Source organism: Pseudoalteromonas sp. KS88, from assembly GCF_004766475.1.
Classification (GTDB): Bacteria; Pseudomonadota; Gammaproteobacteria; order Enterobacterales; family Alteromonadaceae; genus Pseudoalteromonas.
Map to the genome: position 1 here is coordinate 22,536 of NZ_PYHV01000023.1, position 12,489 is coordinate 35,024.

7 protein-coding genes are annotated in these 12,489 nt (G+C 37.5%); 3 read left to right on the forward strand and 4 right to left on the reverse strand.

Going from position 1 to position 12,489, the window contains the following annotated elements; translation table 11 throughout:
• Positions 1-249: 249 nt before the first annotated feature.
• From C7Y70_RS15340 to C7Y70_RS15350, 3 genes are all read right to left on the reverse strand, one after another.
• Positions 250-702: an NfeD family protein gene (locus tag C7Y70_RS15340; RefSeq protein WP_135475652.1), complete on the reverse strand. Its 453-nt coding sequence runs from the start codon at positions 700-702 to the stop codon at positions 250-252.
• Between the two features lie 16 nt (positions 703-718).
• Positions 719-1,672: a slipin family protein gene (locus C7Y70_RS15345; RefSeq protein ID WP_099297416.1), complete on the reverse strand. Its 954-nt coding sequence runs from the start codon at positions 1,670-1,672 to the stop codon at positions 719-721.
• Positions 1,673-1,812: 140 nt separating this feature from the next.
• Entirely contained in the window at positions 1,813-3,132 is a 1,320-nt protein-coding gene (locus C7Y70_RS15350; protein WP_245321555.1) for a diguanylate cyclase, read from the reverse strand.
• A 358-nt stretch (positions 3,133-3,490) separates the two neighbouring features.
• Between C7Y70_RS15350 and C7Y70_RS15355 the strand changes: the two genes are divergently transcribed.
• Positions 3,491-4,378, forward strand: coding sequence for a cation diffusion facilitator family transporter (locus tag C7Y70_RS15355; RefSeq protein ID WP_135475654.1), 888 nt, complete (start codon positions 3,491-3,493; stop codon positions 4,376-4,378).
• A gap of 334 nt (positions 4,379-4,712) precedes the next feature.
• A complete protein-coding gene (locus tag C7Y70_RS15360; RefSeq protein ID WP_245321556.1) occupies positions 4,713-7,244 on the forward strand; it encodes a response regulator in 2,532 nt (843 codons plus the stop codon).
• Here the strand turns inward: C7Y70_RS15360 and C7Y70_RS15365 are convergent.
• Entirely contained in the window at positions 7,241-11,749 is a 4,509-nt protein-coding gene (locus C7Y70_RS15365) for an EAL domain-containing protein (protein WP_245321557.1), read from the reverse strand. The genes C7Y70_RS15360 and C7Y70_RS15365 overlap by 4 nt on opposite strands.
• Before the next feature lie 161 nt (positions 11,750-11,910).
• Between C7Y70_RS15365 and C7Y70_RS15370 the strand changes: the two genes are divergently transcribed.
• Positions 11,911-12,465 carry an isochorismatase family protein gene (locus C7Y70_RS15370; RefSeq protein ID WP_135475658.1) on the forward strand — a complete coding sequence of 185 codons (555 nt, stop codon included), beginning with the start codon at positions 11,911-11,913 and terminating at the stop codon, positions 12,463-12,465.
• The last annotated feature ends 24 nt before the right edge of the window (positions 12,466-12,489 follow it).

Sequence of the window (12,489 nt, forward strand, 5' to 3'; positions counted from 1 at the left end):
CTTTTTTTTATAGCTTTGGATTTATAAACTATCGATAAATATGACAATAAACAAGCTAAAATTGCACAGTAAGTGAAATTATAAAGTATTTATTTTTCAATAAAATCAATTGTTAATATTTTGTTTTGTTGCTTTTTTGAGAATAATATAAGCGCTTAGCTGGGTATTAATAAGGGGTCATAAATGTGTGGTTAAGTAGCGCGTATTTAAAACTACGCTACTTGTGTTATCGAGCTTGAAGAGTCGGTGTTAGATTGCTTCAACCCAAAGTATGCCTACTTCTTTTTTTATTACTTTTACATGGGTTCCGGCAGGTAATGGTTGGTGGCTTTTTAATTTCCAATTAATGCCAGAGTACGCATGCGTAGTTAAACCTAAATCATCAACATCATTTTTAATTATAAAATTTAGCTCAGCAAAGTCGCTATTTATGTCTTTGCTGTCTACGTTGTTTTGCATGCGCTTTAGCGGTTTCCACAATAAGACAGCACACGCTGAGGTGATCAGTGTATTACTCCAAAGAGCTGTCGTTAGTGATGTTTCAAGTAGGCCTACGTTCATCATCAGGCCGGTTGAAAATAATGAGATGCCTAAAAAAAGCAGTATAAATGTCGATAGCCCAAGCACAGCCACTTCGATAATTAGAGCTATTACACCTAAGATCATTAAGGCTTCGGGTAAATTATTAACAATATACTCCATCGGTTACTCCACTGTGTTAGCTTTTTTGCTTTTGGTTTAATGAGTTGATAATTGACATGCCTTGCGCGACTAATGAGCTTGCATCGGTGCCGTTATCAGGTAACAAAACAACGGATGATTCACGCGCAATGGCTTCTTTTGCGGCAATCGCTTTTGTTGCTAAATCGAGTTGTATCGCTTTTTGACCTTCTTCAGTGTCTGCTGCTTCACCTACTTTACGCAGTGCATCAGCTTGCGCTTCAGCGACAGCTATGATTGCTTTTGCCTCACCTTCTGCTTGCAGTATTTGTTCAGCTTTGTCAGCTTCAGCAGCTAATACTTGCGCTTGCTTCTTACCTTCTGCGACATTGATGTTAGCTTGACGATCACCCTCTGACTCTAAGATTTGTGCTCGTTTTACACGCTCCGCTTTCATTTGCGCTTCCATCGCTTCCATTACAGATTGTGGCGGTACAATGTCTTTAATTTCATAGCGCAATACTTGAATGCCCCAAGGCTCAGCCGCTTGGTTAATTGCAGTGACGATATTTGTATTTAACAGATCTCGCTCTTCAAAGGTTTTATCTAATTCCATTTTACCAAGCTCAGAACGCATAGTGGTTTGTGATAACTGTGTAACTGCAAAAACGTAGTCATCAACACCGTAAGTTGCTTTGTACGGGTCTAGTACGCGGAAATAAAGCACGCCATCTACAATAAGTGAAATGTTGTCTTTGGTTATAGCTGATTGAGAAGGAACATCTTGTGCCTGTTCTTTAAGGCTTCTATCGGCGGCAATGCGATCTACAAATGGTACAATGAAATTCAGCCCCGCTTCTTTGGTTGATTGGTATTTACCAAAGCGCTCTATTAACCATGCGCGATTTTGTGGAACAAATTTAACGCTACTTTTAAGCAGCACTAAAACAAAGATAAGTAAAAACGCTTCAACAGTGAAAACCATGTTGAGAATTTGCGTAATGGGGTCCATAAGTGCTCTCCTTAGAATCAAGCAACGATGCTTGTTTTTGAAATGTGTCCAATTGCAATTAACTTCAGATTACCACTAGTGTATTAATTCGACTAGTAAAAGTTGTTTAAGCAGCCTGACATATAAAAAGGCTCTACAAGCTATTTATCAAATATGCTGATGGTGTTACGTCCTGAGTTTTTAGCGATGTACAAAGCGCTGTCTGCTGCGAGGATCATCGAGTCCTCTGTGGTTGCTTTATCAGGAATACCGGTATAACAACCAACACTTAGAGTCAGGTTTTTAGATATACTTGAAAAAGGGTGGGCTATTTGCAACTCGCTAATACATTTTTGCAATAACTGCGCAAATTGACTGCATTGCTCTTTATCTAAGCAAGGTAAAATAATTGCAAACTCTTCACCTCCGTAACGCGCTGCTAAATCTCCTTCGCGCTTACATAGTCGATGGAGTGCTTTAGCTACCTTTTTAAGAACCTGATCACCTTGTTGGTGGCCATAGTTATCGTTGTAGAGTTTAAAGTAGTCAATATCACAAATTATTAAGCTGAGAGGTTGGTTGGCACGCGCAGCTCGAAGAATTTCAGTTTTTAAGGTTTGATCAAACCTGCGCCGGTTTGCTATTGAAGTCAAGCTATCAATATTGGCTTGTGTTTCTAGCTCTTTATTTACTTTAAGTAATTGTTGTTGCATTTGTTCAATATGCAGCTTGTAGGATGCATTTTTCAATGCGCTAGTAAGTATTTCACCAACTAATTTTATTCTAATTAAATCCGTTTCTGTCCAATCGTGTGCATTGCTCACACAGTCACACCCTATAAATCCAAATAAGGCGTTTTCAGAGTGTAATGCTATGCATAATAGGGACTTTATACCTTCAGCTTGAAATTCTGCTTTTTCTGGAGCGGCTTCATGAGGCAGTTTATTCACATCAGAGACAATAAAAACGCCCTCGCTTTTTAGCTTACTAAAAAAGTACGGAAGAGCCTCTTGAGGAATATTCTGTAAGCGTTGTTTAAAGGGAATTATGGTGTGATTGACCCACTCATGAGTATTACTCATCAGCATCCCATCTTGGCTAAATTGAAACAAATAACTCCGATCGGCATCACAAAATGTGCCTATTGTTTGTAGCACATCTTCTATTTTCTTATCAACACTGTCTGATTGTATATCAATGAGTTGGCTTGATATTTTAGCGATGACTTCGTCAAAGTTATCGGACTTAGTGGTATTATTCAATTGGTCAAAAATATAAATGCTTGTGCGGTTATCTATATTTGTAAGTTTAACACGGACTCTATTGTGTAAAGGGCTTATTAAAAAATCATCATCCGCTAATGCATGTTCAGCAGACAAGAAGGTCGCCAGTGTAGTTGTATTGCGTGATAAAGTTGATGTAATAGTTATGTGCTTTAATTTTTCAGAAGTAATTTCGATTTGCTCAGGAAGGTTGAACATATTCCTTGCAAGTGCGTTTGAGTGCACCGAGGACGAGGCATCGCGCATTATTATAGCATAAGGGAGTGCTTGCAAAGTACACCATATAGTTTTGGAGTCCAGTTGCGTTTTGGCTGACGACACGATGGTAAATAACCCTATAACTTCCTATTAACATAGTTAGTTTACAATCAATTACTGAAAAATGGTACTTTTTGACTGCAATTGATTAATATATTACACACTGTATTATGCGCGGGACTTTTTTAGTGCGTTTGAGCTCGGGAAGTATTATAATTGATATTGTATATCATTACTGTTTGATTCTTTCATAAATGATGCTATTTCCTTCTATTTTATACAGGTAAACCACACCTTCATGACCGATATTACGACGCATAAAGCTTCTCGGCGACGCCTTTTAATTGCACTTGCAATCACTTGCTCTTTTATGATTATCCAAGTCGTGGGTGCTTATTATGCAAACTCTCTTGCCGTGCTAGCAGATGCAGGGCATCTATTTGTACATAATAGCTCACTTTTTATTGCTTTATTAGCATCTAGCTTAGCAATTCATTTGGCCAAAACATATAACGATGGTTATCAAAAAGCTGAGTTAACGGGCGGCTTAATCAATGGTTGTCTTTATTTAGCGATCAGCTTGGTTATTTTGTTTGAGGGAGGTGAGAGATTACTTCATCACCATGAGGGAGAAGGTGTTGCTGTAAATAGTTATTTAATGTCTGTAATCGCTGCGATTGGATTCTTATTTCATGGCGCTGCTGCATGGGTATTATATAAAGGGCGTAAAGCAAGCATTAACGTATATGCTGTATTTCTTCATTCATTCTTTGATCTTATATCAACTGTTTCGACTTTTATTGCAGGTGTCCTTATTTATCTCACCGGTTGGACAGTTATAGATATATTATCAAGTATGCTTATCGCATTATTTGTATTTTTCACTGGAATTAAAGTGATAACCTCTTGTGTTAAAGGGTTATCGCAAAGTAACGCCAAATTACCAGACGTCAATGATATTGAATCATCGATCAGCCAAGTTGAACATGTGGAAAATGTCCACAATGTGACAGTAACGCGTCGCGAAAAGAAGCTAGTTGTAGGTGCCCATGTCGTATTGAAACAACATTGCACTAAAGAAAAGCATGATGAAGCTTGTCGATTGAAAGTAGAGCAGCTGTTGGCTAAGCGGTTTAATATCGCAGAAAGCGTTTTACAGATTGAAAGTAACGGATGCCTTCATTAACTCTGAAATTGGACAGTTTTTAATAACTTTAACTTGGCAAAGAAGGTTTTTTCCCTTACTTTTAGTGGTAGTTATTAATAATTAGGACATGTTCTTGGTTATATTTCAGCATCGTTATTTTGTACTTTTTTGCTCCATTATACTGGCGGTGCTAGCTGGTTTTGCAAATTTATTGCCATTTTGGTTTTTAGACAGTTCAGAGTTTTTGTTCGGCCAGCTTTTTGTTTTACTCTCCCTTTTGTTCTTTGGTTTGCGCTATGCCTTGTTTGCTTGTTGTGTTAGTGCGGCTTTCATATTTTATCGCTGGGGACATTGCTGGCCTTCGATCGTTTTCATGGGGGAAGTTTTTTGGCTCTATTATTTCTGCTACTGCCGCGCTAAGCCACTATTTTTTATAGGCATAGCCTATTGGTTAACTATAGGTTTACCGCTGCTTGGTTTAATTGGCGTTTTTGTTGTAGATATTCACCTGTTGGGTGTATTTACAGCCTTAGTTAAATACTTTTTAAATGCTGCAATCACATTAATCGTTATTGATTTAATAAGCTTCTTCTTTATCAGGCAAACTTGGCAACGCAGTGGCTTATCCTTGTATCAAATTCTTAACTATATAGTGAGTTTGTTGGTCGTACTCGTTGTGTTGTTAACCACCATTTTGTTAACAAACAACCACTATACTCGTATCGAATACGAGGTTAAATCACAGCTGCTGGATAAATCAAAAGATATTGCCGCCAAGATAGATCTTTACTTAAATGATTTTCGTCGTGGGGTAGTGTTAACGGCAAAAGCAATTGAACATGGGATGGATGAAGAGGTTGCACTTGAAAACTTAATGGCGCAATACCCAAATTTACGCTCGTCAATAATTAGTGATGCAAATGCGATTGCTCGTGTATTTAATCCCATTAGTCTTAAAGAAAGTTTAAATGATGACGCACCATCCATTGCTGATAGGGATTACTACATTATTGGCAAAGAAAGACCAAACGGTTATATCTCAAATATATTTGAGAGTCGTGGGTTGGGCGATGTTCCTATTGTGGGAGTTTCTGCACCAATTGTAAAAAATGGTGAGTTTCAAGGCATCGTTGAAGGGTCACTGGTATTTGGCACATTATTGCAATTTAGACCAAGCTTTTTTGATAATGAAGGCGAGCTTATTGTTTTGGATGCTAGTCAGCAAATTGTTTTTAGTACATTAGCTAAGCAGTACCCTGTACTAACCCCAATTAGTAACTCAGACTTGGCGCAGCTTAAAGGCAATGAACGAGCTATTATGGAGCAGACAATTGATGGTGAGCAATATTATGCTCAATTATTTAAATCTCCAGAGCAGCAGTGGTATGTCATTACTTTATTCAATAGAAAGCATGCTAATTTGGTTGCAGCTGGCGCATGGCTTCAATCGCTGTTTTTAGCCTTTGTTATTATTGTCCTCATAGGTATATTTATCACGCGTTTGTCTAGGTGGTTAGTAAGGCCGATAGAAGATTTAAGTACACAGATTGATGAGTTTGATCCTAAGGAGTCTACAGTTACCTTGTCTCATGACAATCGCTCATGGCTAGAAGTGCACAATCTTCAACAACAATTTGGCGTACTGGCGATTAAGCTCAGTAATAGTTTTAATGAACTTGAACAAGCAAATATTGAAAACAAAGCCCTCAATTCAAAGCTAAAAGACTTCAATTATAAACTGGAAGAGCAGGTAAACGAGAAAACAAACGAATTAATAAAAGCGGTGGCTCTTGCTAATAAGGCAAGTCAGGCTAAGTCACAATTTTTGGCCAATATGAGTCATGAAATTCGAACACCTCTCAATGGCATTATTGGTTTAACGGATATTCTATTGACCGAAAATACGCTTGAAAATGAAAGTTGCGAGCAACTGCAAATGATCCAGCAGAGCGCAAACAATCTATTATTGATATTAAACGACATTTTGGACTTTTCTAAGATAGAGGCGGGTGCGCTGAAACTTGATGACCAAAGTGTGAACGTGCGTCAATTACTTAATCAAGCTGGGCAAGTGTTTAGTAATACAGGCGTTAAAGAAGGCGTGACTTTTGAGTTACTTATTGCGCCTAATGTTCCCAAAGTTATATTGGTTGATGGGTTGCGTTTAAGCCAAGTCATCAATAACCTATTAAGCAACGCAGGTAAGTTTACAGCTAAAGGTAAAATTAAATTACAGGTTGATCATAAAGACGGGAATTTACTAGTCGCAGTTCAAGATACTGGTATAGGTATTTCGCAATCGCAACAAGCTTCTTTGTTTAAGGAGTTTACTCAGGCTGATATATCAACAACTCGGCACTATGGTGGCACAGGGCTAGGGTTAGCCATTTGTCAGCGTATTTTAACCTTGATGGGTGGTAAGCTTGAGGTAAGCAGTGTGGTAGGCGAGGGGAGCTGTTTTTCTTTATCATTACCAATTGAGCTTGCGCAGTCAGCTGAAATTGAAGAAAAGCAGATGGCAATACCTGACTTGTCCAATTTTCGTATTCTGTTAGTAGAGGATAACCCTATTAATCAAATTGTAATATCGAAAATGTTGGCAGACACTCGGTGTTCTTTGCAGACTGCTGGGGATGGTGAATTAGCGCTTTCGTGTATGCGCAAGCACGAATTTGATCTGATATTAATGGATTGTCAGATGCCGAATATGGACGGTTATCAATGTACCAGAGAAATACGCAAAAATGCGCAACAGTTCGGCCCAGTCACAATTATTGCTATCACTGCTAATGCCTTTGAAGAAGATAAGAAAAAATGTTTACAGGTAGGTATGAACGACTTCATATCAAAACCCGTTGATAGAGCTCAATTATATAACTGCTTAGTTAAGTGGGCGAACAATTAAATACAGTCTAATTGCTTTATTACTTGATTTAGCGTCGACTCTTTTAAGAGTTCAGTTGCTGGCATCGGTTTGGCAAAGTAATAACCTTGAAAATCGTGACAGCCCAGCTTGTTTAGAAACTCTATCTGCTCAAGTGTCTCAACACCTTCAGCAATACAATAAAGCCCTAAGTTCTCAGCAAGCAAGTAAATTGTTTTGATAATTGATTCATTTGAAGCGTCAGAGCCGATATTTCTGACAAAGCTCTGGTCTATCTTAATAACATCAATTGGAAATTGACTTAAATAAGTCAATGAAGAGTAGCCAGTACCAAAATCATCAAGTAATAACTTAAACCCTGCATTTCTCAGTGAATGTAATTGTTTTGATGCTTTTTCTTTGTCTTCTAGCAAGGTGTTTTCAGTGATCTCTAACCGCAGTTGAGATGGCTTAATATGATGACGGGCTAAAATTAGAAGCAGTCGCTCACTTAGATTAGATTTCAAAATGTGTACCGGTGATAAATTTAGCGAAAGATAAAATCGAGGATTTGAGCGCAGTAACGAAGAGAGCTCGCTTAAAGCTCTGTCTAACACTTGTTCAGTCAACACATCAATTAAGCCTGCTTCCTCTGCGATAGGAATAAACTTAGCGGGAGATACAAAGTTGTCCTCGTGTTTCCAACGCATCAATAACTCAACCGCATTGATTTTTTTAGTTTTATTATTAACTATGGGTTGATAATAGTTGAATAATAAATCATCTTTAAACGCATCCTTCAAAGCATTTTCTAACAGGAGTTTTTGGGTGATTTTGTCATTCATTTGCTCTGTGAAAAACTTAAAGCCATTTCTACCTGCTTGCTTAGCATGCATCATGGCAATATCAGAGTGGCGAATTAACATATCCGCAGAGTCGGCATCAAAAGGGTAGAGAGCAACACCTATACTTGCTGAAATATTAATAGCAAAGTCATTAATTTCGACCCTTTTTCCTAATTCTTCGGAAACGGATTTAACCAAAGTACTCAATGATTGAGGTGATTTTAAGTTTTGTATCAATAATAAAAACTCATCGCCGCTTTGTCGGCCTAAGACAGAGTTTTTACTCAACATATTATTTATTCGCTGGGTTATATTACAAAGAAGCTGGTCTCCTACTGCATGCCCAAAGGAGTCATTTACAGGCTTAAATTTATCTAAATCGATAAATAGTAAGGCTGCTAGAGTTTCATTCTTATTGGCATCTTGAATGGCTTCATTGATTTTCTGGTACATCAAAGTACGGTTAGGTAACTTTGTTAAAGGGTCGTAATTCGCTAAATAGCGTAACTCGTTCTCAGCTTGCTTTTGCTCTGTTAAGTCTGAAATAACAATCACGTAATAACTGATCGCTTTGGTTTCCTTTGCAATAGCAGTAATACTGATATGGATAGGGTGTGACGGGTTTGTTTTACTTTTTATATATGCATCACCACGCCAGTTTTCTTTTGCCTTTAAGGTTCGTAGTACATTGATATATTCAACATATTGACGTTTACCTAAAGCGGATAAAAATCGTTTTATATTGAGCTTATCTGCATCTGAATTAATAGAAAATGCATCTGAAAAGCTGTTATTAACAGAAATAGGCTGATAATTACTATCTAAAATGAGTAGCCAATCATTTATTTGGCTAAAGGCCTCACCTAAAACTGCAGCAAGTTGAGCGTTGGCTCTGTGTTGGGTAATGTTGGTGTAAATACCAGAGACCTTGGTTATTTCGCCCTGTTCGTTTCTTTGTGATACACGGCCTGTATCTTGATACCAAAGCCAATGCCCTTTTGCATGTTTAAGCCTGTATGTAGCTTGCCATTGATTATTACTATTATTAGAGACGAATTCGTTCCATGCTTTTATTAAATGTGCTTTATCATCTGGATGTATTAGTTGGCCAAATTCTTTAACACCGACTTCATGACTAGTCACCTGATACCCAAGCTCTTGGGTTAAACGGTTTTGTGAGCCTGAACTTGTGCTTAAATTGACCTCCCATACCCCACTATTACTACTGTTTAGTGCCAAGTCTGTTTGTTGTTGAGATAGTAAAACTCGCTTGTGGGAGTTTTCGATTGTGTTGCGTTTTGTTCTGTATTGCCAAACAATAATAAAAACAATAGATAAAGAAATTAGTCCATATACAAATAATGCCAATGGCGAACGCCACGGCGCATAGGCAACATTAAAATTAAGCTTTGTGGGTTTGCTCATACCATTGCTATTGTTAAGGTAAGCAGCAATAGAGAGTTGATAGTTTCCTGGTGCAAGCTTTGTAAAAAAGACTTTATTCTTTTTGTACTTATCATAAGTAAACGAAGTCGGGCCTTTCAAAGTTACCTTATAGCTTGTTTTGTCGATATTTAAAAAATCAAAGTTAGAGAAACTAACTTCCAAGCCCATATCTTCAGCACTTAATTGTAATACGTCGTTTTTATATTGTTCAGGGTGATAATTAAGATCCCTCGAAAATAATTCAATTGCAGTGATCTGTGTTTTTAAATTTTCTTCTGAATATGGCACACTTAAAAAATCCTGCGGTGCTAATGTCAACAATCCCAAAGTAGTGCCAAAAGCAATGCGGCCATCATTAAGTAAAGAATGTGAATCAAGGTTAAACTCATTAACTGTTAACCCATCTTTAACGGAATAAGCGTTTATTTGCAGTGTGTTTAGATTTACGCGATATAAACCATTCTGGCTACTTGCCCATAGAAAGCCAAACTGATCTATTTGTAATGCAAAAATAGACTTAGTATTAATACCTTGAGCAAAATTAATGCGAGTTCTTTCTTCATATGTTGTTGCATCTAATGCAATGAGTCCTTCATGCGAAGAGGCAAGCCATAGTGTATTGTTGTAGTCGATAACCGTGTCGTAGGTGACAACATATGTAAGGGGGTTATAGTTCTCAACTTCATAGATTAAGGTCAGTTTTTGTGTTGTCTCGTTATAGCGGTATAGCGCACCAGAAACACTTATAAGTAACTCATCAGGCTTATTTGAAAGGGGTTTTAAAAATGCATAAGAAGTTTCAGGGTCAAGTAGGTCTCGAAGACCTTTAATAATGCGAGTTTTCCCTGTTTTTCCATCATATAGGTAATAATTATCACTGTTGAAGAATGCGAAAGTGTCAGCTGTTATTTGATGAAAACCATATACACCCGGTTGATTAATAACATCATTTGTTAGTCCTTGTGAGGGAAGAGGCACAAGCTGTTTAGTTTGCTTATCAAAAAGAGCTAGGCCTTCATACAACAACAGCCATAAATAGCGAGTAGGTTCACCTAGATCTGCGTTTGTAATGCCATACACACTAAACTCACCATAGAATGCTTTCTCATCTAGGGTATCTAAAAAAGTAGTGCTTTTATAATCATTATCAAGATGAGATATCCCATTTTCTGTACCTAACCAAATTGAATTCTGTTCATCTTGAAACACGCTATAAATAACGTTGTTGTGTAATTTCCCACTATGGGTTATTTGAATATTACTGAAGCGTCGAGCGAGTGTTGGCCACGTAAAAACCCCCTGAGAGCGTGATGCTAACCACATACCCCCAGATTTATCGACTAATACTTTAAGTATTGTGTTATCTGTAAAGTGAAACTTACTTTGGTCAAATTTAAGGATTAGCTCTTTTTGGCCGCTTTGGCTGTGGTATTGGTAAAGGCCAGCTTCAGTTGCTATGAAGTCGCCGTATTGTGTTGTTGTATAGTCCCAAATGTTATTGTCGTTCACCAGTGTTTTAACGTTTGCTAAGTCAAGCTTTGTACCTTGGATTAAGTCGATGGAGTAAAGTCCTTCAACAGTTCCGATTATCAAACTAAGCTGTTCATCGATGGATAGATATTTAACGTTTGTGTTGTAATCATTTTGTTTTGACTCGGGCAAAAATGGGATTTTTGTTGTGTAATCATCAATGATTGATTTAGAGTAAAGGCCGTTACTTGTGCCTATGTACAGGTAATTTTTATTAACAGTGAGCGCTCTTACAATATGGTCTTCTTTGTTAATTGAGAACTCGCGGGACATTGACTTTGTGGTCGTGTTATAAAAATAAACGTGGTGATTAATTGCAAAGTAAAATGCATTTTCGTCTTGAGCCACCGCGAGGATAGGTGAAAACACTTTATCTTCTTTATTTAATTTACCTGAATAAATCTGTTCTGCGGCCAATGTGATTGGATCAATTATAAAGGCACCAGAAAATTCTGTAGATACAAGAATCTTGTTATCGCGTGTTTTCTTAAGTAAAACGATAGAATATTGATCAAAAGCAGGGAGGATATTGACTTTGTAGCCATCAAAACGATTAAGGCCTTGGAGGGTGCCAACCCAAATGTAGCCTAAATCATCTTGAAGAATATCAGTGACATAACCTTGTGAAAGGCCTTCATCAGGCGACAAGCGCTGCAATTGTTGGGCATAGTTGTTAGCATATGCCTTTTGGGTACAAATAGCATACATCATGGCTAAGATTAGCATAAAAAAAGTACTGAAGCGCACGTATAAGTTGACCCTGCTCAATTCGTTACTACAGACTAATATAGCATAGCAATAGTGTATTAATGAGTGAATTATAAGTGTATTTTTAACAAGTGTAAAAAAAATGCGCCAATAAATTACGCTTATAATAAGGAACTAACATGGAAAAAACATTCTCAGTAAGTTGTTCACAAAGCCTTCTGTTAGTAATTGATATTCAAAGTAAGTTAAGTCCTGTGATGGCTCAGTTTGAGCAAATTAAACATGTGACCGAACAGCTTGCTAGCGCTGCTAAGCTGTATGATATTCCACAGCTTGTAACAGAGCAGTACAAACAAGGGTTAGGCACCACGGATGAGGCATTAAAAGCAGTGTTAAATGGGGCAACTTATTTTGATAAAACGCATTTTAGTGCTTTTAAAGAAAATGGATTTAAACAGCTTCTTGCAGATTACAATAAACCCCAGATTATTGTTGTTGGAATGGAAGCACATGTGTGTGTACTACAGACATGTTTAGATTTACTTGCTCATGACTACAGGGTGTTTGTGATTGCTGACGGTATTTGCTCACGCAAAGAAATCCATCGTGATATTGCGCTTAATCAATTGCAAAGTGCTGGTGCGGTGATTACAAGTGCAGAAAGTATTATTTTTCAATGGGCAGAAGTGGCAAATTCTGTAACCTTTAAAAAAATACTTAATATCGTAAAGTAACCTATAATACTAAAGTAACTTTGC

What these genes read in the sequence shown, in the direction of transcription:
- C7Y70_RS15340 (WP_135475652.1), bottom strand. Translation starts at nt 702, where the DNA reads ATGGAGTATATTGTTAATAATTTACCCGAAGCCTTAATGATCTTAGGT.
- C7Y70_RS15345 (WP_099297416.1), bottom strand. Translation starts at nt 1,672, where the DNA reads ATGGACCCCATTACGCAAATTCTCAACATGGTTTTCACTGTTGAAGCG.
- C7Y70_RS15350 (WP_245321555.1), bottom strand. Translation starts at nt 3,132, where the DNA reads ATGTTCAACCTTCCTGAGCAAATCGAAATTACTTCTGAAAAATTAAAG.
- C7Y70_RS15355 (WP_135475654.1), top strand. Translation starts at nt 3,491, where the DNA reads ATGACCGATATTACGACGCATAAAGCTTCTCGGCGACGCCTTTTAATT.
- C7Y70_RS15360 (WP_245321556.1), top strand. Translation starts at nt 4,713, where the DNA reads ATGGGGGAAGTTTTTTGGCTCTATTATTTCTGCTACTGCCGCGCTAAG.
- C7Y70_RS15365 (WP_245321557.1), bottom strand. Translation starts at nt 11,749, where the DNA reads ATGCTAATCTTAGCCATGATGTATGCTATTTGTACCCAAAAGGCATAT.
- C7Y70_RS15370 (WP_135475658.1), top strand. Translation starts at nt 11,911, where the DNA reads ATGGAAAAAACATTCTCAGTAAGTTGTTCACAAAGCCTTCTGTTAGTA.